The sequence below is a fragment of the Streptomyces sp. MGP-P1 genome, assembly GCF_057766565.1.
Genome location: NZ_JBYMEM010000007.1, coordinates 2,986,587 through 3,013,063, shown reverse-complemented (window position 1 = coordinate 3,013,063; position 26,477 = coordinate 2,986,587). Strand labels below are relative to the sequence as shown.

Here is a 26,477-nt window from a genome sequence, read left to right as displayed (position 1 = left end):
CGGCGCGCGGGGCCGGGGCGTTCCGGGCGTGCTCTAGGCCGTCTCCGCCGAGCGCCGCCGCCGGGCCTCGGGCAGGGGCCGGTGGCCCTCGGTCCACTCGTTGACCCAGCCGCAGCCCGAACAGGCGTACCGCCCGTCGAGGCCCGCGATCAGGGTGCCGCAACGCGCGCATCCGATGTAGGTGATCTCCGGGTGCTCCGTGGCCGCTTCGTCCGGGGAGCGCCGCTCCGGGCGGGGTGAGGCCGTCATCGTCCAGCGTCCGTTCCCACGGAGTCCAGCAGGACGCGGGCGAGCTCGGCCGGCTGCGAGAACATGGGCCAGTGGCCGGTGTCCATCGTGACCAGCCGCCACCGCGCGCCCGCCAGCAGTTCGGTCACCTCGGGGCTCGGCTCGGGCCCGTCGAGCAGGCACTTGATGTACGTCGCGGGCAGCAGGCCCAGGGGGCGGGCCAGAACGGCGGGATCGGTGAGCGTGGCGCCGGGGTGGGGTGTCGAGCCGTCGAGGAACCGGGCGAGCTGTTCCTCGGTGAGGCCCTGGTCCGCGCAGTCGGCGGCGGCCGGCGGCGGCCAGAAGCCCCCGTTGGCGGCGATGGCGGCCTCGACTCCGGCCCGGCCGTCCGGCCAGCCGGAGACGAAGGACTCGCCGTCGGCCGGAACGTTGGAGTCGACGAACACGACGCGGGCCAGCCGGTCGCCGATCCGCTCGGCGGCCTGCCCGACCGGAATGCCCGCGTAGCTGTGGCCGACCAGCACCACGTCGCGCAGGTCCAGACGCTCGACCGCCTCGACGATGTCCTGGACGTGGGTCTGCTGACCGGCCGCCGCTTCCTGTCTGTCGGCGAGGCCGGAAAGGGTCAGCGGGTGGACCCCGTGACCGGCCGCGCGCAGGCCGGGCTCCACGTCGCGCCACGCCCACGAGCCGAGCCAGGCCCCTGCCACCAGTACGAATTGCGTCATGCCAGCAACGTAGCGCAGGGGTACGACAGAGCCTCCCGGCCGCCGTTCCGTCCGCCGCCGTTCCGTCATCCGTCGTTCCGTCATCCGCCGGCGCTCAGCCGTCTTCGCAGCACCGGATGTCTTCACAGCACCGGAACGGGGCGTCGAAGCTTCGGCACACCCATCCTGAATTCGATGTAGGCGACTTACCGATCGAACAGGATGGATTGTCGGCCGTTTCTGACTGCTTTTCGCTATGAACGGAGGCGGTGGGCCGCGGCGAGGCAGGATGTCCCCGTGATGGGCAACCTCCCCGTCGTGACGACCAGCTTCGTCGGACGCGACAACGAACTGGTCAGCGTCGAACGGGCACTTCGAGAGCACCGGCTGGTCACGCTGACCGGCCCCGGCGGGGTCGGCAAGAGTCGGCTCGCCCTGCGCACCGCCGAGCGCGCCCGGGACCGCTACGCCGACGGCGTCTGGTGGGCCGGCCTCTCCCATCTGCATGACGACCAACTGCTCGCCACCACGGTCTGCGACGGCGTCGGGCTGCTGGACCACAGCCCCCGCCGGCCCGTGACCGCGCTCGGTGAGTGGCTGTCCGGTCGGCGGCTGCTCCTTGTTCTCGACTGCTGTGAGCGGGTCGTCGGATCCTGCGCGCGCCTCGTGACCGAACTGCTCGCCTCGGCGCCGGGGCTGACGGTCCTGACCACCAGCAGGGAGCCGTTGGGCGCCGCGGACGAGAAGTGCGTCGAGGTGCCCCCGCTCTCCACGGGCGACGACGGTGACGAGGCCGTCCGGCTCTTCCACGAGCGCGCGGCCGCCGTCGCCCCGGCCCTCGCGCTCGACGCTCCCGGGAACGCGGCCGCCGTCGCCGAGATCTGTGGGCGGCTCGACGGCATACCGCTCGCCGTCGAACTCGCCTGCGCCCAGCTCCGCCAGAGCAGCGCGCAGGAGCTCACCGGACGGCTGGCCTCCCGTATGGACGAGCTCACCGACGACACCGTCTGGCCCCGCCGTCACCGCGCCCTGCGCACCACCATCGGCTGGAGCCATGAGCTCTGCGCACCTCTGGAGCGGCTGTTGTGGGCCCGGCTCTCCGTCTTCCGCGACGTCATCACCACCCCGGACGCGGAGGCGGTGTGCGCGGGCGGGCCGCTGGACGCCGGGGCCATCGCCCCGGCCCTGGAACGTCTGGCCGACCAGTCCGTGCTCCGGCGCACCGGGGACGGATACCGCATGCTGGACACGCTGCGTGAGTACGGGGCGATGTGGCTGGCCGAACTGGCGGAGGACGCGCTCCTCGCGGACCGGCATGCCCGGCACTTCGCCCATGTCGCCGTCCAGGCGTACGCGGGCTGGCTCGGGCCGTCGCAGGTCCTCTGGTACCACCGGATCGCCGCCACCCACGCGGACCTGTGCGCGGCCCTGGACCATCTGCTGGCCGAGGACCCGGAGATGGCGATGGAGATGGCCGGGTGCGCGGGTCTCTTCTGGAGCTGCTGCGGCCATCTGCACCAGGCCCGTACGTATCTGGAGCGGGTACTCGCCCTGCCGCTCTCCGCCGGCCCTCACCGGACCCGGGCGCTGTGGGCCCTGGGCATCACGCTGACCCTGCAGGGCGACCACGAGGCGGCGCGCCGCACCGGCGAGGAGTGCCGGCACGCCGCACACCGCGACGAGGACCCGGAGGCGGTGCTGCTCGCGGCCCACTCCGAGAGCTTCACGTATCTGATGATGGGTCAACCGCTCACCGCGTACGCCGTCAGCGACCGCGCGCTGAGCCACCACGACGGCGACCCCGCCGACGCCCCCTCCCAGCTGCGTTGCCGGGTGATACGGCTGTTCGCCCTGTCCGCGCTCGGCCGGCTCGACGAGGCGTACGAGGAGGCCATGCGGCTCCAGCGGATCAGCCTGCGGTTCGGCGAGCACTGGGCACGGGCGTACGCCGATCACCAACTCGCCCTCATCCACCTTCTCCAGGGCCGCCCCCGTCATGCCGAGAGCCACGCGCGCGCGATGCTCGCGAGCAAGCACGAGCTCCACGACAGCCTCGGCATAGCGCTCGGCCTCGATCTGCTCGCCGGGTCCATCGCCGCGCAGGGGAACGGAGTGGCCGCGGCCCGTGCCTCCGGTACCGGACACGCGTACTGGCGCATGATCGGCCACCCGCACCGGGGCACCCCGGAGCTCGGGGCGATCCGCGAGCAGTGGGAACTCCGGGCGCGGCAGGTCGCGGGCGACTCGGCGTACGAGCGGGCCTACCGGCGTGCCTCGACCGACGACGCCGAACGCGGTCTGGCCCACGCCCTGGAGCGCGGACGTCCCGGATAGCCGGAGCCGCCCGGACACGGGACGCGGCTGCTGGGCACCGAACACCCCGACGGGACACCACTTAGCATCCCCGTATGACGTCCATCAACAGGCTCCGTCCCGACCACGCCGAGGCTCTGCTCGCCTTCGAGCGGGAGAACCGGGCCTACTTCGCCGCGTCCATTCCCGACCGTGGCGACGACTACTTCGCCGCGTTCGCCGAACGGCACCGTGAGCTGCTCGCCGAGCAGGACGCGGGGCTGCTCCACTTCCACGTCATCGAGGACGACGACGGCGGCGTCCTGGGCCGGATCAATCTCGTCGAGGTGCGGGAGGGTTCGGCCGAGCTGGGCTACCGGATAGCGGAGAAGGCCGCGGGGCGCGGGCTGGCCACCTGGGCGGTCCAGCAGGTCTGCGTCCTGGCGGTCCGGGAGTACGGGCTGACCGCACTGCGCGCGGAGACGACGCTGGACAACACGGGATCGCGCGCGGTGCTGGCGCGCTCGGGGTTCGAGCCGCTGGAGGACGTCATGTTCGGCGACCGTCCCGGGCGGCGGTACGTCCTGGACCTGAGCGGGGGCGCTCCCCCGGCCCACTGAGCGGCACCGCTGAAGGAAACGGGGCCGGTAGCGGTCGGGTGAGCGGTTCGTTGCCCGGCGCCGGCGGTGTGGCGGGGATCGGCCGGATGGTCCACCTCGGGGGCAAGCCCCGCCCGGCCGCCCGATGCTGGGGCTCGCGGGAGCGGACGCCACCGCTCCGCCCGACGCCCACCGCCTTCAGGAGGCCCCCGTGTCCCTACCTTCTCGCCCTGACGCCCCGCTCCCCCGCCCCCGTGGTCGGTCCCGGCGGCGGAGGGCCGTCGTCGCGGCCCTGGCGGCCGCATCGCTCGCCGGCCTGATGTCGGGCCCGGCCCACGCGGGCGGGGGCGGCGACGACGGACCGCACGGGCCGGTCGACCCCGAGCTGCGGCGGGGGCTCGAGGCGCTCGTGGACACTCCGGGAGGGCCGCCCGGTGCCATCGCCGTCCTCACGGCGGGCGGCCGGAGCGAGGTGTACCGGGCGGGTACGTCGCAGCTCGGCACCGGGCGTCCGCCCAGGACCACCGACCACATGCGGATCGCCAGCACGGCGAAGGCCTTCAGCGGCTCGGTCGCCCTGCAGCTGGCCGAGCGGGGTGCGCTCGGCCTGGACGACACGCTCGGCCGACGGCTGCCTCGCCTCCCCGCCGCCTGGCACCGGGTGACGCTCCGGCAGCTCCTCAACCACACCAGCGGGTTGCCCGACTACACCGAGGCCCCGGCCTTCATCGCCGAGCTGACGGCCGACCCACGCCGGCGCTTCGACTCGCGCCGCCTGCTGGACTACGTCGCCGGGGACCCGCTGCGGTTCGAGCCGGGCTCGGCGTACCACTACTCCAACTCCGACAACATCGCCGTGGCGCTGATGGCCGAGGCGGTCACGGGACAGCGGTACGAGAAGCTCCTCGCCGAGCTCGTGTACCGGCCGCTCGGTCTGCGCGACACCAGCCTCCCGCAGGGCTACCGGCTTCCCGAGCCCTATCTGCACGGCTACGCGGTGGACCCGCCGAACGCGCCCGAGGACGTCAGCACGGTGCTCGGCGCGTCGGGCGTGTGGGCGTCGGGCGGCATCGTCTCCACACCCCGGGACCTGGGAGCCTTCATCCGCGGCTACACCGGAGGGCTGGGCCTCGGCCCCGAGGTCCGCCGGCAGCAGCTGTCCTTCGTGGAAGGCAGCTCCGAACCGGCCGGCCCCGGGCGCAACAGGGCCGGTCTCGCGGTGTTCTCGTACACGACGCGCTGCGGCACCGTGTACGGCCATACCGGCAATTTCCCCGGCTACACGCAGTTCGCCGCGGGGACCAAGGACGGCAAGCGGTCGCTGACCGTCTCCCTCGCCTCCCAGGTGAACAGTTCGACGAACCCCCGGCTGCTGGCCAGGCTCCGCGAGCTCCAGGAGGACTTCGTCTGCCGGCTGCTCGACCGCCGGAAGCCGGCCGTAGCAGAGCTTGCCGATGCCCTTGATGCCGGGCGAACCCCAGCGGGGGATGACGGGCAGGATCCGTCGCTCGCGTAGCGCGTCTCGCTTCGGGTGGGAGTCGTAGCCCTTGTCGCCGAGCAGGGCGTCGGGCCGGCGGGGACGGCCTGGACGGCCTGCGACGGGCGGGGATCCAGGAGTTGCCAGGCTATGTCGTGGTGGAGGACGAACAGGACGCCCTGGAGACAGAGCCGGTCCGACACCGGCCGCGGACCCGGCGAGCGCTCCGGCCATGGCGGCAGCAACAGTTCGACCAGCGCCCACAATTCGCCGTCCGGGATCCACGGTCGAGTACTCACACCATCACGGACGGCCGAATCCTTGGCCGAAATTACCTATCGGTCACAGCCAATCAGCACACTTCAACAAGATCGCGTTACGAGCTCTCAGGTCATACCCCGCCTCACCTGCGAATACGAGATCAACTAAATTTGCCACAGCCCTGCCACCCAGACCGACATCGCCGGCATCGAACACGCTCTCGCGTCGAAATGAGAAAGTCTTCACGCATTCGAGAAACCCGTTCCCCATTGACGCACCCGAACGCTCGTGGCAGTATCTTCCAAGAGAATTTCCGCGGGATGGACGGGATGGAGAGGATCGGACTCATGTCCGAACACAGTGTCCGGAAGTTACTTGACCCGACTGTTTTAGCTGACCCGTTTCCGATCTATCGGGAATGGAATCAGGAGGGGGCAGTAATATGGGACGCTGACATCGATGCCTGGTTAGTGACCGGCTACGATGAGAGCTTCCGAGCGTTACGGGATGTCGAGAATTTTTGTCAAGACTGGCGTCGTATCGGAGAGCCTACACCCCGCTCACTTCTGAGCCTTCAGACGCTTGATCCGCCGGAACACACGGAGATTCGCCACCTCGTGCTCGAGGGGTTCAAGTCGGCAGATTCTCAAAAACTGGGGCAGGTTGTCAGTAGCACGGTCGATGACTTGCTCGCTGCCGTTGAGCACCGGGACTCATTCGACTTCGTATCCCTGTTTGCCGAGCCCTTGACCCTGCGGGCAGTAACGCAGTTGCTCGGTGTGCCCGAGCCCGCCAGGGATTGGTTCGTCCCTCTCTCGAATACCATTGTCGACAGCATGGATGCCAGCCTCCGACCAGAGTGCTACGAGCCCGGCGTCGGCGCGAGAGCAGAACTGACAGGTCTGGTCAACACATGGCTGGAGGGTCCGTCCCCGGATGGATTCGTAGGCCATGTCGCTATGCGAGCCAAGACCATGAACATCGATCGTGACGTGCTGACAAATTCCCTGCGCGTCGTACTACAGGCCGGCTTTCAGACCGCGAGTCGCTTTCTGGCGATCGGACTGCTCACGCTCTTGCGCATCCCACCCGCTCAGCGTCCGGTAATCGACCAAGAAGCCGCAGTGAATGAGCTGGTTCGATTCGCCGGCCCTGTCCATGTCGAAAGTCGCGCCTGTGTCAACGACACAGTGTTGGGTAGTCGGAAGATCCGTAAAGGCCAAGTCGTGTCAATGTTCCTCGGTGCCGCCAACCGAGATCTGAAAGCATTTGATGCGCCTGAGGTTCTGCATTGGGATCGCTACCCGAACCGCCACCTCGGTTTCGGGCGAGGGCCGCATGCTTGTCTCGGTGCGCAAGTCGCCGTGCAGGTAGCGCTGGCGGCGTTCGGGGCCATCACCCGCCGCTACCCCAATGCTCGACTCATCAGCGAGCCGACTCCCAGGCCCAACGTGACCGAGCACGGGCTTTTTCAACTCGAGGTTTCGCTTTCCTGAAGGTCACGCGCATGTGCGAAACCATTTGGAAAGCGATTGTAGGTCAGTCGAGCCCGGGAAGGGGTGAAGATAATGCGTCACACCCACTGATCGCACGAATAGCGTCGGGTGTCTGTTGTGTCCGCAAGTCTGGATCCAACAGCCACCCGACTTTCGGCGACACATCGCGATACAATCATCGCCATTCCGATTCCGACTGGCCTTACCCTTTTCCTATTTTACGCCCAATATTCGTCCATAAATGCAGGTTTGGTACTCCAGCCGGTTTAAGGTACCGAAGTAATTACAAAGAGGCCACGGCAGCGTGAAAAAGTCAAAGAAGCAGCAGTTCATCGCGAAGCCAGATGGCGACCGCGACGGGGACCTAACGATGGGCAAGGATTCCCGGGTCTCCGGAGTCCGGTTGGTGCTACGCGTTCCCGGAATGCCTGCTGTGCTCCTGGCGCACATGCTGTCGATGGTCGGCACGCTGGCTGCCGAGGTCGCTCTGTCGATTCTCATCTTCCAGCGTACGAACTCTGCATTGCTGTCCTCGCTTGTCCTCGTCTGTTCGTTCCTGCCGTACGCCTTGGGCGGAACTATCCTGTCGGCTATTGCCGACCGCTTTCCGGCACGCCCCGTACTAGTTTGTTGCGATCTGATCAGCGCAAGTTGCATTGCGGCCATGCTCATCCCTGGCATGCCCGTTTCGGCTTTGCTGGGACTTCTGCTCGCAACCGGTATCGTTGCCCCCATTTTCCAAGGGGCCCGGGCCGCCAGTCTGGCCCATCTGCTTGACTCGGATACCTTTCCAGTGGGCCGATCTTTGTTGCGAACCATCGGCCAGACCGCAGTAGTGTCTGGATTCGCCATCGGCGGCATCCTCACCGCCGCGGTGGGCCCCATGTGGCTACTCGCTGCGGACGCCGCCAGCTTCCTGGTCTCTGCAGCCCTCATCAGACTGGGCACACAAGCAACCCCGGCCAATGCGCCAAAAGGCGGCCGATCCCTCAAAGCGGTCGTTCGCGAATCGACGACCGGTTTGCGCTACGTATTCGGGAACAAGCGCCTGCGTCGCCTGATTCTGTTGTCCTGGTCGATCCCGGCATTCTCGTCGGTGGGTGACGGCCTCGCCGTCGCCTACACTGCCCAAACGGGCACTGCCACCACGGCAGCCGGTGCACTTTTCACCGGGTACGCGGCGGGGACGGTGACCGGCGAACTCGTCGTGACCCGGCTGCAGCCAGAAATTCGGAGACGACTTGTATTGCCGCTCACTCTCATAAGTCAACTCCCACTCATTGCCTTCATTGCCACCCCATCCGTAATGGTCGCTACCTTCCTCCTGGCCTTGTCGGGTGCCGGCTTCGCATTCAATCAAGGTATCGATCCCCTCATCCTAGAAGCAGCCGACCCCGCCTACCATGGTCGGATTTTCACAGTCCAGGGCAGCGGTCTCATGACTGGGCAAGGCATCGGTATCGCACTGTTCGGTGTCGCGGGGACGTTTATCCGCCCTAGTTTCGTCATTTGTGCGGTCGGCTTGATCGGAACACTGGTGGTCTTCCTCCTCACCCGCCGCGCTCTACGCGATGATGCTGGCAGCCGGCTGAACTCGTGATGTCGTGCTGCTGATCAAGCAGGTCGGATGGTCAAGCCAGTCTCGGTGAGACAGCCGTTTATGAGGTGGCTGCGGTACCGGCTGTGCCGCAGGCCGCGCCGGACGGTCTGAACGAGGTGTTCCGGGGTGCTGTGAGCGACGTTCGAAAGCCACCTGCGCCGTAAAGGGTTGTCCCGCGGTTGGACGACAAAAGGGGTACGCCGGGTGTCCGGCGTACCCCTTCGCGGGTCAGGTGGGGCGGCGGTCAGTCGTTGTCGGTCTCCTCGCGGACGATGGTGTCGTTCTTGGCGTCCACGTCGAAGGTCGTCTTCTTCCAGTCCGAGCCGACCACGTCGACCTGCCAGACGACCCTGTTGCCCTCGCTCTCGTCGAGGCCGACGGAGGTGACCGTCCCCTTCTTCTTCTCGGTGGCGACCTTGGCGGCCTGCTGCGGGGTCTGGGTGGCCTGGGCGAGCCGGTCGGCCGTCTGCTTCTTGTCGTCCGCGTCCTGATCGGCGTCGACCCGGGCCTCGATCACCTTGCCGTCGACCGCGTTGATCCGGACGGTGTGGACCGTGCCGTCCTTCTCCGCGACCTCCGCGACCCAGACCGGGCCCTCGGAGCCCGGACTCGCGCTCGGGCTGGACGTGCCGGTTCCGCTCGGGCTCGCGGAACCGGTCGGGCTCGCGGAACCCGTCGGGCTGGCGGAACCGGTCGGGCTCGCGGAACCCGTCGGGCTGGCGGAACCCGTGGGGCTGCCGGAACCCGTCGGGCTGGGGCTCTGGTCCTTGTCGTCGTCGTCCACACCCTCCAGGTCCAGATCGACCAGCTTGCCTCCGGCCACCTCGCCGGCGGCGGTGGTGGCGGCGTCGTCGAAGGTGACCTTCGTGGCGTCGAGCACCTTCTTCCGCTCCTGCTGGTCCTCGGTCAGCTGGGCACTGGCCGAGGGCGACGTCGTCTGGTTCTGCGGAACGACCTTCGCGGCTTCGGAGGTGGCCGCGCTCGTCGCGCTGTCCGAGCTCTGACCGCATCCGGTCATCAGAACGGCCGCGGCGGCGGCCATGCCGAGGGCGCCGACCGTCTTGAGGGTGCGGGAACGGGAGGAGGCACTGTTCATTCGTCGAGGCTCAAGTCTCATGCACGCATGCCTAGCCCTTCGGGCCATCGGTCATGTTGTCCGACCGGGGAGTCACCCGATCGACCGGGCGGGTCCGCCCGTTGGCCGTCGCTCCCCGGGCGGTGGACGCCGGGGTGCGAAACAATGGCGGCAGGGCCGTATTCTCCGCGCCCGGCCCGGAGGTCGTCATGGATCACATGGTGCACACCGAGCGTTACGAGCTCATCTTCCAGCTGTCCGGAGCCGCGGACGACGTGGTCCGCGTGCGGCTCACCGACCGGCTGGGAGCCGGCGGATTCCCGATCTACGAGGACGAGACGGGGATCGTGCGCGCCGAGATCAGCGACCGGGGCGAAGTCCGCATGCTCGCCAGCGGTGGCCACCAGGTCCCCGGCACCCCCCTGCTGGCCCGCCCTCTGAGCGAGGACGCCCCCCGAACGCCGTGACCGAACCCGCGGGGCGGGGCGGGCCGTGCACGGCCCGCCCCGCCCTGCGGTGCGCGCACGTCCGCGCGACTTGCCCCTCCGTTCATGCCCGCCCATCGCCCGATTGTGTTTACATTCCCGCACCTCGGACGTAACCTGAGCGCGAAACCACAGACTCGGGCATGAAACGGAAACAAAACCACATGTACGCACCGGAGCGTCAGCAGGAGATCTTCCGCCTCGCCCAGGAGAGCGGACGGGTCGACGTGCTGTCCCTGGCCGAGGAGTTCCAGGTGACGGCCGAGACCGTCCGGCGCGACCTGAAGACCCTGGACCGGGCGGGGCTGCTGCGCCGGGTGCACGGTGGGGCGATCCCCGTCGGGCGGCTCGGCTTCGAGCCCGACCTCGCCGAACGCGACGTCGTCGCCGCCGACGAGAAGGACCGCATCGCCCGGGCCGCCCTCGCCGAACTGCCCGCCGACGGCAATGTGATCGTGGACGCCGGGACGACGACCGCACGGCTCGCCGCCGCCGTACCGGTCGACGCGACGCTGACCGTGGTGACGCATGCTCTGCCGGTGGCCGCCCGTCTCGCCGACCACCCTGGCATCGCGCTGCATCTGGTGGGCGGCCGGGTCCGACACCGCACCCGCGCGGCGGTCGACGCCTGGGCGCTGGGTTCGTACGCCGAGATCAACGCCGACGTGGTCTTCCTCGCCACCAACGGCTTCGCCCTTGACAGCGGCCTGACGACGCCCGATCTCGCCGAGGCCGCGGTGAAGCGGGCCGTGATCAAGGCGGCCCGCCGGGTCGTCCTGCTCGCCGACTCCGGCAAGTTCGGGCAGGAGCACTTCGCCCGCTTCGGGGATCTCACCGATGTGGACCTGCTCATCACCGACACGGGCCTCAGCCCCGACGACGCCCGCTCCATCGAGAGCCGGGGCACGGAAGTAGTACGCGCATGATCCTCACCGTCACCTGCAACCCCAGCCTGGACCGCACCTACGAGCTGCCCGTGCTGACCCGCGGCAGCGTGCTGCGGGCCACGGCCGACCGCGTCGATCCGGGCGGCAAGGGTGTCAACGTCTCCCGCGCGGTCGCGGCGGCCGGACACCGCACCCTCGCCGTCGCCCCGATGGGCGGCCCGGAAGGCGCTCTGCTCACCCGGCTGCTCGGCGACCTGGGCATCGAGGCGGTCGGCGTGCCGATCGCCGGGAACACCCGGATCAACGTCACGCTCGTCGAACCCGACGGCACCCTCACCAAGGTCAACGCGGCGGGCCCCGAGCTGAGTCCGGCCGAGGCTGAGGACGTCCTGGAAGCGGTACGGGCCCACTCGGCCGCCGCCGACTGGGTCGCCTGTTGCGGAAGTCTGCCGCGCGGACTGCCGCCGCAGTGGTATGCGGAGCTGGTCGAGCGGAGCCACCGGGCCGGAGCGCGCATCGCGCTGGACACCTCCGGAGCGGCGCTGACCGCGGCCCTGGACCGGGGGCCGGACGTGATCAAGCCCAATGCCCAGGAGCTCGCCGAGGCCGTCGGCCGGCCGCTCGCCACGGTGGGCGACGTGCTGAAGGCAGCCGAGGAGCTGCGGGAGCGCGGGGCCGGGTCGGTGCTGGCGAGTCTGGGCGCCGACGGGCAGTTGCTGGTCGAGGCGTCGGGCGCGTACTTCGCCACCGCGCCGGTCGCCGCTGTGCGCAGCAATGTCGGCGCCGGGGACGCCTCGCTGGCCGGCTTCCTGGCAGCGGGCGGGCAGGGCCCGGAAGCTCTCACCTCGGCCGTCGCCCACGGTGCCGCGGCCGTACAGCTGGCCGGAAGCCTCATGCCCACTCCGGCCGACCTCGATCTGCCGTCGGTCGTGACGACCTCCGACGTGCCGCTGGACCGCGCGCTGACGGAGCCCGCCCCATGACCCCCGTACCGCCCTCACCGACCCCCGTACCGCCGGCGCCGCCGCGATTCCCGCAACTCCCGTACGGACCCCACCCGTACGAGCCCTCCGCCCCGTCCCCCCGAGCCGCCGCACGGCGGCCCCCGAGCAAGGAGCACCGCGATGAGTGAGCTGATCACCGCGGCACTGGTCGACCTCGATCTGTCCGCCACGACGAAGGACGCCGCCGCGAGGTCGCTCGCCGAGCGGATGGTGGCCGCCCACCGCGTCACCGATCTCGAAGGCTTCCTGGTCGACGTCGCCGCCCGCGAGGCGCGGATGCCGACCGGCCTCGACGGCGGCATCGGCATCCCGCACTGCCGCAGCGAACACGTGAGCGCCCCGACGCTGGCCTTCGGGCGCAGCGGGGCGGGCATCGACTTCGGGGCGGCCGACGGTCCGGCCGACCTGATCTTCCTCATCGCGGCCCCGGCCGGGGCCGACGACGATCACCTCACCATCCTGTCGGGCCTGGCCCGGAGGCTGATGGACGCGGAGTTCACCGCCGCCCTGCGCGCCGGAGCGGATCCGCGGGCGGTGGCCGCGCTGATCCGGGGCGAGGAGCGGCCGGAGGAGAGCCAGGAACAGGGACGGGAACAGGGACGGGAACAGGCGAAGACGGAGACGGAGACGGGAGCCGCCGTAGCCGCCGCGAGCGCCCCCTTCCGGATCGTCGCCGTCACCTCCTGCCCCACCGGCATCGCCCACACCTACATGGCGGCCGAGTCCCTGGCCGCGGCGGGCCGCGCCGAGGGGGTCGAGGTGACCGTGGAGACCCAGGGTTCGGCCGGCTTCGAGAAGCTGGACCCCGCCGTCGTCGCGGCGGCGGACGCCGTGATCTGGGCGCACGACGTGGAGGTCCGGGAGAAGTCCCGCTTCCGCGGCAAGCCGCTGGTCGACGTCGGGGTCAAGGCAGGCATCAACCGGCCCGCCGACCTGATCGCCGAGGCCCGCCGCAAGGCGGAACGCGGGGAGATCGCCGCCGTGTCCGAGGACGGCGGAGGCGCGGGCACCGGGGACGGGAACGGATCCTCCGCGGATCACGCGCACTTCGGCGTCCGGCTCCGTACGTATCTGATGTCCGGCGTGAGCTACATGGTGCCGTTCGTCGCGGCAGGCGGTCTTCTGATCGCCATGTCGTTCGCCATCGGCGGCTACGGGATAGCGAGCGCCACGTCGGTCGCCGACCACTTCGTCTGGGGCGAGGCGGACAGCTGGGCCGCGCTGCTCAACCAGATCGGCTCGGCGGCCTTCGGGTTCCTGGTCCCGGTGCTGGCCGGGTACATCGCGTACGGGATGGCGGACCGGCCGGCGCTGGTGCCCGGGTTCGTCGGCGGGGCCATCGCGCTCACGGTGAACGCCGGATTCCTCGGAGGTCTGGTCGCCGGTCTGCTGGCCGGTGCGGTGGTGATGGCCATCCAGCGGGTCCCGGTCCACGCGACCCTGCGCGGCATCATGCCGGTCCTGGTGATCCCCCTGATCGCTTCGGCGGTCGTGGGGTTCCTCATGTTCATCGTGGTCGGCAAGCCCATCGCCTCGCTGCAGAACGCGCTCACGGACTGGCTGAACGGACTGTCGGGCTCCAACGCGGTGATCCTCGGCGTCGTCCTCGGGCTGATGATGTGCTTCGACATGGGCGGCCCGCTGAACAAGGTGGCGTACGCCTTCGCGGTCGGCGGCCTCGCCGACCCGACGCCGGGCAGCCTCAAGGTGATGGCCGCGGTCATGGCGGCCGGGATGGTGCCGCCGCTGGCGATGGCTCTGGCCACCACCGTACGCAAGCGGCTGTTCACGAAGACCGAGCGGGAGAACGGCCGGGCGGCCTGGGTGCTGGGCGCCTCGTTCATCACGGAGGGCGCGATCCCGTTCGCCGCCGCCGATCCGCTGCGCGTCATTCCGTCGGTGATGGCGGGCGGCGCGGTCACCGGCGCCCTGTCGATGGCCTTCGGCGCGACCCTGCGCGCTCCGCACGGCGGCGTCTTCGTCGTCCCGCTGATCGGCGAGCCGTTCCTCTACCTGCTCGCCATCGCCGCCGGGACGCTGGTGGCGACCGCGCTCGTCGTCCTGCTCAAGAGTGCGCGCAGGGCGGCGCCGGAGGCTGCCGGGGACGCGGGGCCCGCGAGCCCCGACGGCTCCCGGGTCACCGTCGCCGCCTGAACTCCGCACACCCCTGCCGAACATCCCTTCCCCCAGGAGTGATCCATGCACCGGCGGACCGTCGCCATAGCCTCCCGCAGCGGGCTCCACGCCCGTCCGGCGTCCCTGTTCGTCAAGGCCGCCGCCCGTCAGCCGGTCAAGGTGACCATCGCCCGTGAGGGCCGCGACCCGGTCGATGCCCGCAGCATGCTGGCGGTGCTGGCCCTGGCCGCCCCGCACGGGGAGACCGTGGTGCTCAGCGCCGAGGGCGACGGGGCGCGGGCGGCGGTCGAGGAGCTGGCCGAGCTGCTCGCGCGGGATCTCGACGCCACCTGAGCTCCGGCCGACCGGTGCGATACGTACCGCCGACGACGGCCGGGTCGCTAGATTGGGACACGTGATCGAGACGTGGAACGCCGCCGACCCGGCCGTCCTGGCCCTCCCCTCGGGGCGGCTCGTACGCGGCCGGGGTCTGCGCAAGCCCTTGCCGGCAGGCCCCGAACCGGACTTCGCCGTATACCTCCTCGGGCGTACCCCGCCTCCGGTCGCCTGGGAGTCCCGGTGGCTGCGGTGGCCGGACTTCCGGCTCCCGGCGGACCGGGCGGCGGCCCGGGAGCTCCTCCACGAGGTGTGGGACCGGTCCGCCGGGACGCGGGTCGAGGTGGCGTGCGACGGCGGAATGGGCCGCACCGGCACGGCGCTGGCCTGCCTCGCCGTTCTGGACGGGGTCCCCGCGGACGAGGCGGTGGCGTTCGTGCGCGAGGGCTATCACCCGCGGGCGGTGGAGACGCCCTGGCAGCGCCGGTACGTACGGAACTTCGCGCGCTAGCGAGCGGCGGGGCCCCGGGGCTCGTCGGGCACGTCGTCGAAGGTTCCCGGCACCGGCAGGGTGCTCCAGCGGCCGACCGGCCAGGCGATGACGACAGCCCTGCCGACGACCTCGTCGACCGGGACCATCCCCTGGTTCGGATCGTCCTGGTGGTAGCGGGAGTCCGCGGAGGCCTGACGGTGGTCGCCCATCACCCAGACCTTGCCTTCGGGCACGGTGACCTTGAATCGGCCGCCGTCCTCGTCGTCGCTGCAAGGGGTGTTGCCCGGGAAGACGTACGGCTCGTCCAGGGCGGCGCCGTTGACCTCCACCGGCCCGTCGCCCACGCACTCCACGGTGTCGCCTCCGACGCCGATGACCCGCTTGATGAGGTCCTTCTCCTCGGCGGAGGGCATCACGCCGACGAAGCCCAGGACCTTCTGCACGGTGTTGGGCGGGTCCACGGGCACGCCCGCGAGCCAGTTGGACGGGTCGTGGAAGACGATCACCTCACCGCGCTCGGGCTCCGATCCGAACCAGGGCGTCAGCTTGTCCACGAGGACCCGGTCGCCCCGCTGGAGGGTGTTCTGCATGGAGTCCGAGGGAATGGAGAAGGCCTGCACCAGAAACGTCTTGATGAGCAGCGCCAGCACCAGGGCGACACCGACGAGGAGCGGCAGCTCCACCCAGAACGGCCGGTTCTTCCGTGTCCTCGACCGCCGTGTGCCCGCCCGCCCCATGTGCACCGCTCCTCGCCCGTGTACCGCGCGCCCGTCCCTGGGGGAACGGATCCGGTGATCCACTCTATGGGGCGCGGTGAGCGGTGGGCGACGTCAGACGGGTCCCGCGCCGACCGGAGGGACCGTCGCGCCCTCGCCGGCGCGGACGGCTTCGACCACGCTCTGGTGGAAGGTGCGGCTCTCCTCCTCGGAGGGGCACGGCACGGGGCTGCCGGTGAGCGTGAACCAGTCCGAGGACCCGCTGTACTGCACGGCCACCGACGCCTGTCCGTCGGACCAGGTCGTATGCACCGTGAGGTCGCCGCTCAGGATGCCCGCTTCCTCGGTGCGCACCCCGCCGGTTCCCGCGAAGACACCGCTGGTCGTCCAAGATGCCCAGCTCATGACGGTCACCTTTCGGACGATGGCAAGCCTGTCCAGCCGACTTCTTCCGAGTATGGCACCGCCGATGGGAGTACGCACGGGTGTCTACGGGCCCCGTCCCGCCGTTGCTCCGGTCACCGGTTCTCAGGCGCGTTCCAGCATCCCTCGGACGAAGGCGGCCTGGCCCGCGTGCTGGAGATCCTCGGCGATGACGCTGATCAGCCGGACACCTAGCGTCACCGGGGGCGACCAGCCCTCGTCGACGATCCGGTCGAGCGCGTGGCCCTCCAGCCCCGCCACGAAGTCCAGGGTCCGCTCGTGCACAGCGTCGAAGTAGCCGAGGAGAGGCTCGGCGGAGTCCACGCGGACTGCGGCGACCTCGTCGGTGCTGTGCCCGTAGCCGGTGGCCGCCTCGTCGAACGGCAGTCCGAAGGTGTCCGCCCAGCCTTCGGTGATCCAGATCTGTCCGGTTCCGGCGGCGTCGGCGATGTGGTCGTCCTGGACGCGGGTGAGATGCCAGACCAGCCAGGAGATGGAGTTCGCCCCCGCGTCGACGCGGGTGTTGAGGTCGTCGGGCGTGAGCCCTTCGACCGCCGCGTGGACCGCTTCCGCGACCCGGTCGAACGCTTCGGCCAGCATGCCTGCGGTGTTCATACGTCCACCTTCGCCGGAGGAGCCCGTTGCTCCCGGGTGCGACACACCGCCGGGCCCGCGGGGTGTCGCCGTACGATCTGCTCATGGTCCGCAGCACGGCGCAGAGCGTCGACCAGTACCTCGCCGAAGCCCCGGAGGCCCGCCGGGCGGCGCTCACGGCGCTGCGCGCGCTGTGCAGGGAGGAGCTGACGGGATTCCGCGAGGTGATGGCGTACGGAATGCCCGCATACGAGCGGGACGGGACGGGCGAGGTCGCCTTCGCCGACCAGAAGCGGTACATCTCGTTCTACCTGATGCGCGGGGACGTCCGCGACGCGTTCACGGACCGGCTGGCCTCCCACGACATGGGCAAGGGCTGCCTGCGCCTCCGCGATCCGCACAGGATCGACTTCACGCTCGTCCGCGACCTGCTCCGGGCGACGGCGGCGACCCGCGGCACGGCCTGCTGACCCGGGGGCACCGCGAGCCGGGTGTCGCTCAGCGCAGGCCGTGCAGCCAGTCGGTCAGCAGGCGGTTGACCTCGTCGGGGCGCTCCTGCTGGATCCAGTGGCCGCAGCCTTCGAGGATGTGGGCGGCGGACAGGCCGGGGAGGGTCCGCGGGTAGGCGTCGATGGCGTCGGACATCCAGGTGGTGGAGGCGTCCAGGGCGCCGCCGATGAAGATCGACGGCTGGGTGAGGGGTGTTCCGTCCCAGGCGGCGAGGTCCTCCCAGTCCCGGTCGACGTTGCGGTAGCGGTTGAGGGCGCCGGTCGGACCGGTGCGTTCGAACTCCTCGGCGTAGACGTCGAGGTCCCGTTCGTCGAGCCAGCCGGGGAGCGGGCCGGAGGGGAAGCGGTCGGCCATGCGCGCGCCCGGGGGTACGAAGAAGAGGCCGGGGTGGTCCGCGGGGGCGGAGGTGTCTCCGGAGAGACCCGCGTAGAAGCCGGCGAGCCAGCCGCGTACGTCCGGTTCGATCTCCGCCTCGGCGCGACCGGGGGTCTGGAAGTAGCTGACGTAGAACTCCTCCTCGCCTCCGATGCCCGCGAAGCCGTCGGTGGGGCGGGGGCCTCCCCGGGGCGTGTACGGGACGCTCAGCAGCGCGACCGCCGTGAAGACGTCCGGCCGGAGCAGGGCGCTGTTCGCGGCGATGGGCGAGCCCCAGTCGTGTCCGACGACCGTGGCGGTCTCCTCGCCAAGGGCGTGGACGAGGGCGGTGTTGTCGGCGACATGGGCGAGCATGCGGTAGGCGTCGGTGGCGGCGGGTGCGGACGAACGCCCGTAGCCGCGTACGTCGATGGCGACGGCCCGGTGCCCCGCTGCGGCCAGGGCGGGGAGCTGGTGACGCCAGGAGTACCAGGACTCGGGGAAGCCGTGGACGAGGAGCACGAGGGGGCCCGTGCCCTGTTCGACGCAGTGGATCCGGCCGCCGGGGACGGCGACCGTCCGGTGCGTCGCGCCGGGCAGGAGGGCGGAGGGTCGGGCGGCACGGTCTGCGGAACGCGCGGACGGCGTGGGTACGGGGGTGGGCTCCGGCATGACTCCTCCTCGGGCGCCCCGTGCGCGCGGGGCCGTCGCGTCGCTTCGGCGGGCGGCCGGGCCGGGGCCCGGCCGCCTGGTCACGATCATTCGGCCGGTACGCCGCACGGACAAGGTTGTTTGCCGTTCCGGCAAAAAGCGGCTGCGGGACCGGCTTCAGACGAGCAGGCTCAGCAGGTGCGCGCAGGCGGTGGCCTCGTCCGGGTGGCGGGCGACGACCTCGTATGCTCCCCGCTCGAAGGCCCCGGTCTCCCAGACTCCGCCCCCGCCCCGCCGGACGAAGAGGAAGTCCGGCGGGGTGGGAACGGGCTCGTGGACGCCTTCGATCCGGTAGTAGCCGCCGGGGATGCGTGCCTCGACGAGTGCGGACTGCAAAGCCCGGCGGTCCATGGCGGGTTACGCGCCCGCGGGCGTCAGGTAGGCGTTGTCCAGCAGCCACTTCACATTGAGCCGCCGGCCCTCGCCCGGGTCGAGGAACACGGCGTCGAGCTTGATCTGCTGGCCGCCGCCGGGCTGCTCGAACCACGGGGCGATGCCGCCCTGCCAGACCCAGAAGGGCTTGGCGACCTTGTAGACCCGGTAGTCGCAAGGGCTGTCCGCGTCACGGGTGTTCAGGTTCTGCGGGGGCAGGGCACGCTCGGCGTAGGCGTCACCCGCCGGGGCGAGGTAGCCGCCGTACTCCGAGCCGAAGCGGTCCAGGCGCTGGCCGGTGCGGAGCTTCACGGGCTCCTTGTCGATCTCGCCGTTCACCTCGGCGAAGCCGTCGTTGGGCGGGTACTTCCAGCTGCCGGTGTCCGCGGGCCCTTCCCAGTACTTCTTGAGGAAGTCCTTCGGCGTGAGGTCGCCGGTGCGCTGCCAGCCCTTCAGGAGCGGGCCGACCGGGGCGAGCCGCTTGTTCGGCAGCCACTTGGGACCGAGGCGGGCGTCGCCGCGGAACTCTCCGGTGCAGGGTTCGTGACGCTCGGCGGCGGGCGCGGGCCGGGCGGGCCCCGGTGCGGCGCTCGCCGCCGGGGCGGAGATCAGTCCGGCGGTGATGCCGAGCGCGGCGAGTACGGTACGGATGCGGTTCATGCAGGGGTCCCCTCGGGCACTGATGATCAATCAGGACAGCTGACGTAGGGTAACCGCTCAACTACCCGAGACTTCCCGCAACATGCCGCTTTCCGGCCACCGCGCACAGCACCGCGCCCCGGCCGCGACGATGCGCGACCGGGGCGTGGGGGACGGGGGGGCGTGGAGCCCGACCGATACGACGTACCTAGCCGACCTTGACGTCGATGCAGGCGTAGAAGGCGTTCGGGGTGTCCGCGATGTTCCAGACGGCGAGCACCTTCTGCTGGCCGGTCTTGTTGCCGAAGTCGACCTGGTGGCTCACGGTCGCGCCGGGCTGCGCGCCGCCGTCGTTGAATTCGGCGATCTTCTCGCCGCCCACGAAGTACTGCCAGGTACTGGTCGAGTGGCGCGCGGTGAGCTTCCACTGGAACTGCTGGGAGCGGTTCACCGGGGTGACCGACCAGCCCTTGGAGTTGTCGTCCAGCTCGGCGAAGCCGCTGTTTCCGCCGCTGCAGCTGGTGAGCCCCTTGGGGCCCTCGACGCTCTGCGGCTCGTACTTGATCGCACCGCAGCTGACCGTGCCGGCGGCACACTGCGCCTGCCTGCTGGGCGGGTTGGAGATGTAACCGTGGGCACTGGCGGAGCTCGCCGGAAGGCTCAGGGCGAGGACCGGGGCGAGCATGGCGCCGACGGCGAGTGCGGTCTTCCTTTTGGCGTGCATGTTTCTCCTTCACAGGAGACCGCACCGCGCGGTGGCGGGCCGTGGGGGGCCCGGCTTCGGCGGCGAGGCCTCGCGAGTGTGGGGCCAAGAGGCGCGAAGGGCTGCAAGTCCCTTGTCGGACAGGCCTGATGAAGGTGTCCGGAAAGGCCTTGCACTTGGACTAGACCATACCCATCGACGCGTCCACGTCAAGGGCGATGCGCGGTGGGCGACCCGCCGTTCCGAGCCGCGCGGGTGGCCGCGCCCATCCCGCGCGGCCACCCGTGTGACGCGATCACTCCTGGTCGTCGACGTACCGGACCGTGACGCGCTCGAAGCCGAGGGAGCCGAGCAGCCCCTTCAGCATGTCGGCGGTGTTCTTCTCCGCGCGGGCGGTCAGTTCGCTCTCCTTCGCCGCTTCCGAGATGTGGTGGACGGCGAGCTTGTTGACCGCCTGCTCACTGCCGGGGTTGTCGGAGAAGAGGTCGCCCAGCCGGTCGAGGAGACCGCGCTGTTTGGAGACCGCGTAGGAACGGTCGGGATCGAGGGCCGGTCTGCCCAGCACCGCGTGCGGCAGCCGGAGTTCGGCGGTGGTGCGCTCCTCGTTCACCACGACGCCGCTCCCGGTGACCTTGCCCAGGTCGACGGAGGCGCCGACCGTGCCCGCACCGACGAACAGGGTGCGGGTGCCGCGCAGGGCGTCGGGGACGAACTTCGCGTCCTTCTCCAGGTCGACGACGACCTGGAAGTTGCCCGAGGCTGCCTCGTACGCGCTCATGTCCTGGATCGACTTGAGCACGGCGGGGCCCGACCGGTCGTGGGTCTCCTCGCCGAAGAGGTCGTCGAGACTCGGCAGCAGGCTGATCCTGCTGCCCGCGAACAGCAGGACCAGCACGGCCGCGGCGACGCCGAGGACCATCGGCCACCTACGGGAGCGGCCAGTGTCGCGCTTTCTGTCGCCGTGCGGCGAGGGCTCTGTGGTTACGTCGCTGGACGTCATGTTCACCGTGTGACCCACGGCCGGTGCTTTCAGTCCGGCTGCTCCCGAATCCCGAGAGAACCACCGTACAAAATAGGCCTGTTCCGGTACGGCCGGGCAGACACGAGGGCGCCTGCCCGGCGGCCGGACACGCTCAGCCCGGCGCGGGGGCCACCCGTACGCGATCGCTCCCGCCGTCGGTCAGGAACGACGCCAGCTCCCTCCCCTGGTCGGCCACGGCATCGCGGTCGGCCCGGGAGAACGCGTGCAGGGGTTCCACCGCGACCACCCCGTCGGTGACACGCCAGGTGGCCGCCACGCGGCCGTCGACCAGCACGACACGCTCGCCGGCGACCGAGAGGCCGCGGTGGGCGTCGTCGATGATCCGGCCGCGGTCCTGATAGCCGAGAATCGCGTTGTCGAAGGCCGGCAGGAACCGCACCGGAGCGGGCGTGTCCGGGTCCGGGCGCGGCGCGTCGGGGAGGTCGAGCAGCTCCCGTCCCCGCTCGTCGCGGAAACGGACCAGCTCGTCGCGTAGGGCGGCCACCGCGCCGGGCAGTCCGGCCAGGCCCGACCAGGCGCGCAGGTCGGCCGTGGCGGCGGGTCCGTGGGCGGCCAGATAACGCCGGACCAGTACCTGGCCGACCGGGTCGGCGCCGTCGGGGGCGGGCGGATCGACCGGACGGCCCAGCCAGGAGGAGAGGGCGACGTTGCGCACCCCGCCCTTCGCCCGCCACAGCCCCCGGGGCGGCGCCTGCGCCATCGGGACGAGAGCGGCGACCACCATCTCGCCCAGGGGGCGGGGCCCCGGACCGGGCCAGCGCCCGGCGAGCGCGGCCACGATCTCGGCCGCTGCACGGGGTTCCCCGTCGGCCATCAGCTCCCGGGCGTCAGCCGCGAGTGCGTCGAGGTCGACCCCTTTCAGCTCGTCGCGGTAGACCCCGAGCACGCGTTGGCGCAGCATCGCGTCGTGGCGGGCCCGCCAGGCGAGGACGTCGTCGGCGGCGACGAGGTGGACCGTGCGTCGCATCAGATGCGTGCGCACCACGCTCCGCCGGGTCAGCAGGTCCGAGAGAACCGCCGGATCGAAGGCGGTCAGCCGGGACCAGAGCCCGACGAAGGGCTCCTGCGGTTCCTGCGCCTGGAGGCCGCAGAGGTGGGCCACGGCGTCCACGACCGGTAGATCGGCCCGGTCGAGCAGCAACTGGCGGGCCAGCATGGCGCGGTTGAGCGCCCGGTCGTCGAGGACGGTCACCGTGTGGTCTCTCCTTCTCGATCGCCCGACGGCTGTCTCCGCGCGCCCCCGCGCGGTGCGCCGGTGGTCAGGTCGCCTGCCGCCCGTCGAGCGTCTCCCGCAGGATATCGGCGTGCCCGGCGTGCTGGGCGGTCTCGGTGAGGACGTGGGCTAGCACGCGCCGTACGCTCCACTCGCCGCCGGGTTCGTTCCAGGGCGCCTCAGGAAGCGGGTGCGTCGCCGAGAGGTCGGGGACCGCGAGGATGATCTTCTCGCTGCGGGCGGCGACCCGCTCGTAGGCGCCGAGGACCCCGGCCGTCGTCTCGCCGGGCAGCATCCGGAACTCCTTCTCCCGCTCGGTCGCCCACGCCGGGAACGCGGTGGCGGTGCCGGCCGCCAGGTCGTCCCAGGTGACTCCTTCGGGGAGGGCGAAGGACATCGCCGACGGGCCCTCGGTCACGAAGTTCAACCAGCTCTCCTCCATGGCCGTGACGTGCTTGACGAGGCCGCCCAGGCACAGCGCGCTGACGGTCGGGCGTTCCCCGGCCTGCTCGTCGCCGAGGCCTTCGAGCGAGTGGATCAAGGCGGTCCGCGCGTCTGCGAGGGCGGCGAGCAGGTCGGTGCGCTCGGCGTCGTGGGAGGTGGAGGCCGTGGTCATGGTGGTCGGGTCCCTTCCGGTGTTCCTGTCGTGCGGTACGGGTCAACCCTCGCAAGGGAAGAGGCCAGGTTGTGGCCTCTTCCCGGGTCATACTGGCGTCATGCCGAAGACTTCAGCGCGACTGCTGGCGCTGCTCTCCCTGCTCCAGGCGCGCCGGGACTGGCCGGGCCCGTTGCTGGCCGAGCGGCTGGAGGTCAGCCCGCGCACGGTGCGGCGTGACGTCGACCGGCTGCGGGAGCTGGGCTATCCCATCGCGGCGTTCAAGGGGCCAGAGGGCGGATACCGGCTGGACGCGGGCGTGCGGTTGCCGCCGTTGCTGTTCGACGACGACCAGGCCGTCGCGCTCGCCGTCGCGCTGCGGACGGCCGCCGCGACCGGCGCCGGGATCGGGGAGGCCGCGGCGCGCGCGCTCACCACCGTCCGGCAGGTCATGCCCGACCGGCTGCGCCACCGCGTCGACGCCCTGCGGGTCACCGCCGTCGAACGCACGGGAGGCCCACCCCGGCCGCAGGCCGATCCGCGGGTCCTCGTGGCGCTGAGCACCGCCGTGCACGCCCGCGAGGTGCTGCGCTTCGACCACTCCCCCGCGTACGCGCCGGCCGCCGCCGATGCCCCGACCGCGGTGCGGCGGGTGGAGCCGCACCGCCTGGTCACCTGGGGCGGGCGCTGGTATCTCGTCGCCTGGGACCTGGAGCGCGAGGACTGGCGGACCTTCCGCGCGGACCGGATCACCCCGCGCACTCCCACGGGTCCCCGGTTCGCGCCGCGCGAGGTGCCCGGAGGCGATGTGGCCGCCTTCGTCGCCGCCCGGTTCCAGGGCTCCGCCGCCGCGGACGCGTGGCCCTGCCGCGGCGAGGTGATCCTCGACGCGCGGGCCTCCGCGGTAGCCGGGCACGTCCACGACGGGATCGTCGAGGAGCACGGCCCGGACCGCTGTCGTGTGGTCCTGGGCGCCTGGTCGTGGGCGGGCCTCGCCGCCGAACTCGGCCGGTTCGACGTGGACATCGAGGTCGTCGGGCCCGACGCGCTCAGGGACGCCTTCGCTCGATTGGCCCGCCGCTGCGCCGACGCGGCGGGGGCCGGGGCGGGGGCCGGCGGCCCTCAGGAACCGACGAGACGCGTGTCGTAGGTGTCGTCGGTCGTCGAGGCGGTCACGGACGAGGCGATGTGACCCGCCAGGCCCAGCACCAGGAACAGCACCACGAGCCATTTCGCGGCGCTGCTCAGGACCAGCGGGCGGGTGGCGGAGCGCGACCGCTCCGGGGCCACCGCGAGGTCGTCGTCGCCGAACAGCCCCTTGGGGTAGGCGGGGGTGAGCATCATGACGTACGCGGAGAACCGCATCCGGTAGCGCAGGGTGGCCGCCGTCGCCTCGAACAGCGGCCGGGGCATGCGGCCCAGACACAGCGTGATCAGCCACCAGACGAAGGCCGGCGCCCACCACCCGTAGACGGCGAGGCTCTGCACGATCGCCGCCGGGATCATCAGGAAGAGACGGAACAGCACCGCGAGGCGGTTGAGCGAGGTGGGCCGCACCTCGATGCGCACCGGATAGTCGGCCGGCGGGGTCAGGGCGAAGGGCGGGTAGCGGTCGATGAGCAGCATGCCGCTGGCCGAGACGCGCATGTCGTAGCCGAGGACGCCGGTCAGGAAGCGAAAGACGGGGTCGGGCAGCCGTCCCAGCACCAGTGCCGCGAACCAGCCCACGATGACGGTGAAGAAGGCCGCGATGTGCAGGACGGACAGCACGATGAAGTGCGGGACGAGCAGCAGCAGCCGCAGGAGGACGGTCAGCCGCCGCTGGCGGGCCGGTTCGACGATGTCCAGGACGGGCCGGAACTCGTCCGCGTCCGTTTCCTTGCGGCCCGGGCTCCACTGGCCTTCGGCCATGTCGCTCCTCCTCGGCAGGGAATCCGTACGGCATCCGCGCGCAGGACGTGTCCCCACCGTGCGTCCGCGGCGGGCCGCCCGCAAACGGCCCGGCCCGAACGGGTGTCCGGGCTCAGCGGCCGCGGAGGCGGTCCAGCAGGGAGCGGACGGAGCGGGGCCCGGGGGCGCCGCGGCCTGCGCCCGCCGGGCCGTCGGCCCTTCCGGCGCGGGAGCCGCGCTTCTTCGTGGCCGCGGTCTTCGTGGCCGCGGTCTTCGTGGCCGCGGTCTTCGTGGCCGCGGTCTTCGTGGCCGCGGTCTTCGTACGACCCGCCCCGATGCGGCGCGCGGTGGGGCTCGGCGCGCGCACCGGCTCGGCGTCGGGCTTCTTTGCCGACGGGCCGCCGGGGGAGCCTCGGTCCTCGGTATAGGTGTAGTAGCGGTGGCTGATCCGGCGGCCCAGCACGAAGTAGCCCAGCAGCGCGCCCGCCGTGTTGAGGATGACGTCGTCGATGTCGAAGGCGCGCCCCGCGACCAGGGCTCCCTGGATCAGTTCGACGAGGGCCATGGCGACGGCGGTCACCAGCGTCGTCCGGATCATGCGCAGGCGGCGTGGCACGAAGAACGGCAGCAGGAGCCCGAACGGCACGCCGAGCAGCAGGTTTCCGCCCGCCTGTTTGACCGCGGCGAGGAAGGTGTAGTCCTCGGCGTACTGGCGCAGGGAGCGCCCGGGGCGGAGATTCGAGGTGACGAGATCCTCGGAGGCCGGTGAGGGCGTGAGCGTCACCTTGGCCAGGAGGACGGAGAACGCCACCAGGCCCAGCAGCACCACCGTCAGGACCACCCCGCGCACCAGCACACGTACCCATGTCCCCTGGCGTGTACGGGGATTCGCCTCTGCTGTCATGGCCGACGGATGCCCCCGACCCGCCGGAACACACGCCGGGCGGCCCCGTGGAGCCAAAATCTCACGCGGCTGTCCATGCCCGCCTGCGACGATGTGCGCATGAACGCACGCAAGAAGAGGGACCTGCTGGAAGAGACCGACCGGTTGCGTACGGAGGGCCGGCCCGAGGAGGCGCGCGAACGGCTCCTCGCCCTGACCGCCGAGTACCCCGACGACGCGGACGTGGCCTGCCGGACGGCGTGGATCCACGACGTACTGGGGCTGGAGTCGGAGGCGGTGCCCTATTACGAGCGCGCTCTGGCCCATCCGGAGCTGGCCGCGGAGGATCGGAGGGGGGCGCTCCTGGGACTGGGCAGTACGTACCGGATCCTCGGGCGGTACGGGCAGGCGGTGGAGACGCTGCGCCGGGGCGTCGAGGAGTTCCCGGACGACGGCTCGTTCCGGGCCTTCCTGGCGATGGCCCTGTACAACACCGACGAGCACCACGAGGCGATGCGGCTGTTGCTGGAGCTGACGGCCACGACCAGTAACGACCCGTACGTCCAGCAGTACCGGCGGGCGATCGAGCACTATGCGAAGGACCTCGACGAGACCGTGTGACCCTGCCTCGGCCGGGCAAGGGGAAGCCCCGGCCGGATCGGGGGAATCCAGCCGGGGCGGCTTGGGTGCGGGCGTGAAGGGCGCGGTCGCCTCTCGGCGGAGCGCTCCATGGGGCTTCGGCGGGGCGATGTTCCCCATGGGCTACAGGTGAGGCCC

General features: G+C 71.0%; 29 protein-coding genes and 1 pseudogene. 14 read left to right on the top strand and 16 right to left on the bottom strand.

The annotated features are described in order from the left end of the window. Positions 1-33 precede the first annotated feature (33 nt). The gene (locus AC3CH1_RS35190) at positions 34-249 is read right to left on the bottom strand and encodes a hypothetical protein (protein ID WP_018956405.1); all 216 of its coding nucleotides are present in this window, start codon (positions 247-249) and stop codon (positions 34-36) included. Further along, positions 246-956: an alpha/beta fold hydrolase gene (locus tag AC3CH1_RS35185; protein ID WP_488466585.1), complete on the bottom strand. Its 711-nt coding sequence runs from the start codon at positions 954-956 to the stop codon at positions 246-248. The genes AC3CH1_RS35190 and AC3CH1_RS35185 overlap by 4 nt, the downstream gene beginning before the upstream one ends. Positions 957-1,235: 279 nt before the next feature. On the opposite strand from AC3CH1_RS35185, the gene AC3CH1_RS35180 reads away from it, so the two are divergent. From AC3CH1_RS35180 to AC3CH1_RS35160, 5 genes are all read left to right on the top strand, one after another. Further along, on the top strand, positions 1,236-3,269 hold the full coding sequence (locus tag AC3CH1_RS35180; RefSeq protein WP_488466817.1) for an ATP-binding protein: 2,034 nt from the start codon (positions 1,236-1,238) through the stop codon (positions 3,267-3,269). 74 nt (positions 3,270-3,343) lie between these two features. After that, a complete protein-coding gene (locus tag AC3CH1_RS35175; RefSeq protein ID WP_361870193.1) occupies positions 3,344-3,847 on the top strand; it encodes a GNAT family N-acetyltransferase in 504 nt (167 codons plus the stop codon). A 124-nt stretch (positions 3,848-3,971) separates the two neighbouring features. Then, entirely contained in the window at positions 3,972-5,342 is a 1,371-nt protein-coding gene (locus AC3CH1_RS35170; protein ID WP_488466584.1) for a serine hydrolase domain-containing protein, read from the top strand. Positions 5,343-5,911: 569 nt separating this feature from the next. Then, positions 5,912-7,060, top strand: coding sequence for a cytochrome P450 (locus AC3CH1_RS35165; protein WP_488466583.1), 1,149 nt, complete (start codon positions 5,912-5,914; stop codon positions 7,058-7,060). A gap of 304 nt (positions 7,061-7,364) precedes the next feature. After that, entirely contained in the window at positions 7,365-8,660 is a 1,296-nt protein-coding gene (locus AC3CH1_RS35160; RefSeq protein WP_488466582.1) for an MFS transporter, read from the top strand. A 14-nt stretch (positions 8,661-8,674) separates the two neighbouring features. Here AC3CH1_RS35160 and AC3CH1_RS35155 read toward each other — a convergent pair. Together AC3CH1_RS35155 and AC3CH1_RS35150 are read right to left on the bottom strand one after the other, a co-directional pair. Further along, positions 8,675-8,824, bottom strand: a pseudogene (locus AC3CH1_RS35155) (transposase); the annotation flags it as partial. Positions 8,825-8,904: 80 nt separating this feature from the next. Next, positions 8,905-9,756 (bottom strand): PepSY domain-containing protein, encoded by an 852-nt coding sequence (locus tag AC3CH1_RS35150; RefSeq protein WP_488466581.1) that lies wholly within the window; start codon positions 9,754-9,756, stop codon positions 8,905-8,907. A 197-nt stretch (positions 9,757-9,953) separates the two neighbouring features. Here AC3CH1_RS35150 and AC3CH1_RS35145 point away from each other — a divergent pair, with 197 nt between their 5' ends. The 6 genes from AC3CH1_RS35145 (at position 9,954) to AC3CH1_RS35120 (ending at position 15,073) form a co-directional block, all read left to right on the top strand. Next, entirely contained in the window at positions 9,954-10,202 is a 249-nt protein-coding gene (locus AC3CH1_RS35145; protein WP_488466816.1) for a DUF6296 family protein, read from the top strand. Positions 10,203-10,384: 182 nt separating this feature from the next. Continuing rightward, positions 10,385-11,146 (top strand): DeoR/GlpR family DNA-binding transcription regulator, encoded by a 762-nt coding sequence (locus AC3CH1_RS35140; protein WP_488466815.1) that lies wholly within the window; start codon positions 10,385-10,387, stop codon positions 11,144-11,146. Next, entirely contained in the window at positions 11,143-12,090 is a 948-nt protein-coding gene (gene pfkB, locus AC3CH1_RS35135; RefSeq protein ID WP_488466580.1) for a 1-phosphofructokinase, read from the top strand. The genes AC3CH1_RS35140 and pfkB overlap by 4 nt, the downstream gene beginning before the upstream one ends. A gap of 141 nt (positions 12,091-12,231) precedes the next feature. Next, positions 12,232-14,265, top strand: coding sequence for a PTS fructose transporter subunit IIABC (locus tag AC3CH1_RS35130; protein ID WP_488466579.1), 2,034 nt, complete (start codon positions 12,232-12,234; stop codon positions 14,263-14,265). A 45-nt stretch (positions 14,266-14,310) separates the two neighbouring features. Beyond that, positions 14,311-14,580 (top strand): HPr family phosphocarrier protein, encoded by a 270-nt coding sequence (locus AC3CH1_RS35125; protein WP_488466578.1) that lies wholly within the window; start codon positions 14,311-14,313, stop codon positions 14,578-14,580. Between the two features lie 61 nt (positions 14,581-14,641). Next, positions 14,642-15,073, top strand: coding sequence for a protein-tyrosine phosphatase family protein (locus AC3CH1_RS35120; protein WP_488466577.1), 432 nt, complete (start codon positions 14,642-14,644; stop codon positions 15,071-15,073). On the opposite strand, the gene lepB is transcribed toward AC3CH1_RS35120, so the two are convergent. The 3 genes from lepB to AC3CH1_RS35105 all read right to left on the bottom strand — a co-directional run bounded on the left by lepB (position 15,070) and on the right by AC3CH1_RS35105 (position 16,809). Next, complete coding sequence (gene lepB, locus AC3CH1_RS35115; protein ID WP_488466576.1) at positions 15,070-15,792, bottom strand: signal peptidase I; 723 nt, start codon at positions 15,790-15,792, stop codon at positions 15,070-15,072. The genes AC3CH1_RS35120 and lepB overlap by 4 nt on opposite strands. Positions 15,793-15,885: 93 nt before the next feature. Then, entirely contained in the window at positions 15,886-16,176 is a 291-nt protein-coding gene (locus tag AC3CH1_RS35110) for a hypothetical protein (RefSeq protein WP_026290270.1), read from the bottom strand. Between the two features lie 123 nt (positions 16,177-16,299). After that, a complete protein-coding gene (locus tag AC3CH1_RS35105; RefSeq protein ID WP_488466575.1) occupies positions 16,300-16,809 on the bottom strand; it encodes a mycothiol transferase in 510 nt (169 codons plus the stop codon). An 83-nt stretch (positions 16,810-16,892) separates the two neighbouring features. On the opposite strand from AC3CH1_RS35105, the gene AC3CH1_RS35100 reads away from it, so the two are divergent. After that, positions 16,893-17,258, top strand: coding sequence for a DUF1801 domain-containing protein (locus AC3CH1_RS35100; RefSeq protein WP_488466574.1), 366 nt, complete (start codon positions 16,893-16,895; stop codon positions 17,256-17,258). A gap of 28 nt (positions 17,259-17,286) precedes the next feature. On the opposite strand, the gene AC3CH1_RS35095 is transcribed toward AC3CH1_RS35100, so the two are convergent. From AC3CH1_RS35095 to AC3CH1_RS35065, 7 genes are all read right to left on the bottom strand, one after another. Next, positions 17,287-18,324 (bottom strand): alpha/beta fold hydrolase, encoded by a 1,038-nt coding sequence (locus AC3CH1_RS35095; protein ID WP_488466573.1) that lies wholly within the window; start codon positions 18,322-18,324, stop codon positions 17,287-17,289. Positions 18,325-18,480: 156 nt separating this feature from the next. After that, positions 18,481-18,714, bottom strand: coding sequence for a hypothetical protein (locus tag AC3CH1_RS35090; RefSeq protein ID WP_488466572.1), 234 nt, complete (start codon positions 18,712-18,714; stop codon positions 18,481-18,483). A 6-nt stretch (positions 18,715-18,720) separates the two neighbouring features. Continuing rightward, positions 18,721-19,395 carry a TNT domain-containing protein gene (locus tag AC3CH1_RS35085; RefSeq protein WP_488466571.1) on the bottom strand — a complete coding sequence of 225 codons (675 nt, stop codon included), beginning with the start codon at positions 19,393-19,395 and terminating at the stop codon, positions 18,721-18,723. A 187-nt stretch (positions 19,396-19,582) separates the two neighbouring features. After that, entirely contained in the window at positions 19,583-20,098 is a 516-nt protein-coding gene (locus tag AC3CH1_RS35080) for a lytic polysaccharide monooxygenase auxiliary activity family 9 protein (protein ID WP_488466570.1), read from the bottom strand. 274 nt (positions 20,099-20,372) lie between these two features. Continuing rightward, a complete protein-coding gene (locus tag AC3CH1_RS35075) occupies positions 20,373-21,077 on the bottom strand; it encodes a DUF4230 domain-containing protein (protein ID WP_488466569.1) in 705 nt (234 codons plus the stop codon). A gap of 133 nt (positions 21,078-21,210) precedes the next feature. Continuing rightward, complete coding sequence (locus AC3CH1_RS35070) at positions 21,211-22,311, bottom strand: winged helix DNA-binding domain-containing protein (RefSeq protein WP_488466568.1); 1,101 nt, start codon at positions 22,309-22,311, stop codon at positions 21,211-21,213. 67 nt (positions 22,312-22,378) lie between these two features. Then, positions 22,379-22,948: a DinB family protein gene (locus tag AC3CH1_RS35065; protein ID WP_488466567.1), complete on the bottom strand. Its 570-nt coding sequence runs from the start codon at positions 22,946-22,948 to the stop codon at positions 22,379-22,381. A gap of 100 nt (positions 22,949-23,048) precedes the next feature. On the opposite strand from AC3CH1_RS35065, the gene AC3CH1_RS35060 reads away from it, so the two are divergent. Beyond that, positions 23,049-24,077: a helix-turn-helix transcriptional regulator gene (locus AC3CH1_RS35060; protein ID WP_488466566.1), complete on the top strand. Its 1,029-nt coding sequence runs from the start codon at positions 23,049-23,051 to the stop codon at positions 24,075-24,077. On the opposite strand, the gene AC3CH1_RS35055 is transcribed toward AC3CH1_RS35060, so the two are convergent. Beyond that, on the bottom strand, positions 24,050-24,838 hold the full coding sequence (locus AC3CH1_RS35055) for a DUF4389 domain-containing protein (RefSeq protein WP_488466565.1): 789 nt from the start codon (positions 24,836-24,838) through the stop codon (positions 24,050-24,052). The genes AC3CH1_RS35060 and AC3CH1_RS35055 overlap by 28 nt on opposite strands. Before the next feature lie 112 nt (positions 24,839-24,950). Beyond that, positions 24,951-25,673: a VanZ family protein gene (locus AC3CH1_RS35050; RefSeq protein WP_488466564.1), complete on the bottom strand. Its 723-nt coding sequence runs from the start codon at positions 25,671-25,673 to the stop codon at positions 24,951-24,953. 147 nt (positions 25,674-25,820) lie between these two features. On the opposite strand from AC3CH1_RS35050, the gene AC3CH1_RS35045 reads away from it, so the two are divergent. Then, complete coding sequence (locus AC3CH1_RS35045) at positions 25,821-26,321, top strand: tetratricopeptide repeat protein (RefSeq protein ID WP_488466563.1); 501 nt, start codon at positions 25,821-25,823, stop codon at positions 26,319-26,321. Positions 26,322-26,477 lie beyond the last annotated feature (156 nt).

Bases quoted from the DNA above. Each gene is read 5' to 3' on its own strand.
- AC3CH1_RS35185 (WP_488466585.1), bottom strand. From the start codon at position 956: ATGACGCAATTCGTACTGGTGGCAGGGGCCTGGCTCGGCTCGTGGGCG.
- AC3CH1_RS35110 (WP_026290270.1), bottom strand. From the start codon at position 16,176: ATGAGCTGGGCATCTTGGACGACCAGCGGTGTCTTCGCGGGAACCGGC.
- AC3CH1_RS35105 (WP_488466575.1), bottom strand. From the start codon at position 16,809: ATGAACACCGCAGGCATGCTGGCCGAAGCGTTCGACCGGGTCGCGGAA.
- AC3CH1_RS35075 (WP_488466569.1), bottom strand. From the start codon at position 21,077: ATGACGTCCAGCGACGTAACCACAGAGCCCTCGCCGCACGGCGACAGA.
- AC3CH1_RS35150 (WP_488466581.1), bottom strand. From the start codon at position 9,756: ATGAACAGTGCCTCCTCCCGTTCCCGCACCCTCAAGACGGTCGGCGCC.
- AC3CH1_RS35100 (WP_488466574.1), top strand. From the start codon at position 16,893: ATGGTCCGCAGCACGGCGCAGAGCGTCGACCAGTACCTCGCCGAAGCC.
- AC3CH1_RS35060 (WP_488466566.1), top strand. From the start codon at position 23,049: ATGCCGAAGACTTCAGCGCGACTGCTGGCGCTGCTCTCCCTGCTCCAG.
- AC3CH1_RS35175 (WP_361870193.1), top strand. From the start codon at position 3,344: ATGACGTCCATCAACAGGCTCCGTCCCGACCACGCCGAGGCTCTGCTC.
- AC3CH1_RS35095 (WP_488466573.1), bottom strand. From the start codon at position 18,324: ATGCCGGAGCCCACCCCCGTACCCACGCCGTCCGCGCGTTCCGCAGAC.
- AC3CH1_RS35065 (WP_488466567.1), bottom strand. From the start codon at position 22,948: ATGACCACGGCCTCCACCTCCCACGACGCCGAGCGCACCGACCTGCTC.
- pfkB (WP_488466580.1), top strand. From the start codon at position 11,143: ATGATCCTCACCGTCACCTGCAACCCCAGCCTGGACCGCACCTACGAG.
- AC3CH1_RS35045 (WP_488466563.1), top strand. From the start codon at position 25,821: ATGAACGCACGCAAGAAGAGGGACCTGCTGGAAGAGACCGACCGGTTG.
- AC3CH1_RS35140 (WP_488466815.1), top strand. From the start codon at position 10,385: ATGTACGCACCGGAGCGTCAGCAGGAGATCTTCCGCCTCGCCCAGGAG.
- AC3CH1_RS35190 (WP_018956405.1), bottom strand. From the start codon at position 249: ATGACGGCCTCACCCCGCCCGGAGCGGCGCTCCCCGGACGAAGCGGCC.
- AC3CH1_RS35180 (WP_488466817.1), top strand. From the start codon at position 1,236: ATGGGCAACCTCCCCGTCGTGACGACCAGCTTCGTCGGACGCGACAAC.
- AC3CH1_RS35125 (WP_488466578.1), top strand. From the start codon at position 14,311: ATGCACCGGCGGACCGTCGCCATAGCCTCCCGCAGCGGGCTCCACGCC.
- AC3CH1_RS35085 (WP_488466571.1), bottom strand. From the start codon at position 19,395: ATGAACCGCATCCGTACCGTACTCGCCGCGCTCGGCATCACCGCCGGA.
- lepB (WP_488466576.1), bottom strand. From the start codon at position 15,792: ATGGGGCGGGCGGGCACACGGCGGTCGAGGACACGGAAGAACCGGCCG.
- AC3CH1_RS35170 (WP_488466584.1), top strand. From the start codon at position 3,972: ATGCTGGGGCTCGCGGGAGCGGACGCCACCGCTCCGCCCGACGCCCAC.
- AC3CH1_RS35130 (WP_488466579.1), top strand. From the start codon at position 12,232: ATGAGTGAGCTGATCACCGCGGCACTGGTCGACCTCGATCTGTCCGCC.
- AC3CH1_RS35090 (WP_488466572.1), bottom strand. From the start codon at position 18,714: ATGGACCGCCGGGCTTTGCAGTCCGCACTCGTCGAGGCACGCATCCCC.
- AC3CH1_RS35145 (WP_488466816.1), top strand. From the start codon at position 9,954: ATGGTGCACACCGAGCGTTACGAGCTCATCTTCCAGCTGTCCGGAGCC.
- AC3CH1_RS35055 (WP_488466565.1), bottom strand. From the start codon at position 24,838: ATGGCCGAAGGCCAGTGGAGCCCGGGCCGCAAGGAAACGGACGCGGAC.
- AC3CH1_RS35165 (WP_488466583.1), top strand. From the start codon at position 5,912: ATGTCCGAACACAGTGTCCGGAAGTTACTTGACCCGACTGTTTTAGCT.
- AC3CH1_RS35080 (WP_488466570.1), bottom strand. From the start codon at position 20,098: ATGCACGCCAAAAGGAAGACCGCACTCGCCGTCGGCGCCATGCTCGCC.